The 779-nt window shown below is 38.8% G+C and carries 1 protein-coding gene; it reads left to right on the plus strand.

The features are described from left to right. Positions 1-74: 74 nt before the first annotated feature. The coding region (locus ACS8FD_RS19485; RefSeq protein WP_439277078.1) for a SpvB/TcaC N-terminal domain-containing protein at positions 75-779 on the plus strand (705 nt) is incomplete at its 3' end.

Genomic DNA, 779 nt, shown 5'->3' on the forward strand with positions numbered 1-779 from the left:
TACATAAGTAACAATACATAGGGTATATTGGACATATAAGATAGATTAATCTCTGATTTAGTGAGGAGTTAATAATGTCTGATATAAGTTCAAACATATCGTTGCCAAAAGGTGGAGGCGCTATAGCTGGCTTGGGGGAGACCTTCTCACCAGATCTTTTTACCGGAACGGGTAACTTCTCAGTACCCATCGACATTCCTTTAGGCCGAAATGATTTTCAGCCTCAACTAAGCCTTGTTTACAGCACTGGTAATGGTATCAGTCCCTTTGGTTTAGGGTGGCAGCTCACTATTCCGGGTGTTAGCAGAAAAACGAGCAAAGGGATTCCTCGTTATTTGGGTGAAGATACTTTCATTCTCTCAGGTGCTGAAGACCTTGTTCCCATTCAAAAAGATAAGGGCGTTACTCAATATAGACCTCGTACTGAAGGGCTATTTGCCAAAATTTTTAGACATTTAGATGCAGATAACGATTACTGGCAGGTGCGTAGCAAAGAAGGGTTAACCAGCTATTACGGCCATGAGAAATCAAAAAAAACTGATTCTGCAGTTATAGCAGACCCGCAAAATAATGATAATACCTTTGCATGGAAGTTAACCAAAACTGAAGACACGTTCGGTAATCAAATACGCTATAAATACTTTAATGACTCTGATGAAGACTATACTCAAAGCTACTTGCATGAGATTCTTTACCTAAATTATGGGGAAGACTCTAATAATAAAAATCCGAAATTTCTCATAACCATTCGTTTCAGTTATGAAGATTTGCCAGAACAA

The organism is Psychrobacter sp. 1U2, assembly GCF_051847575.1.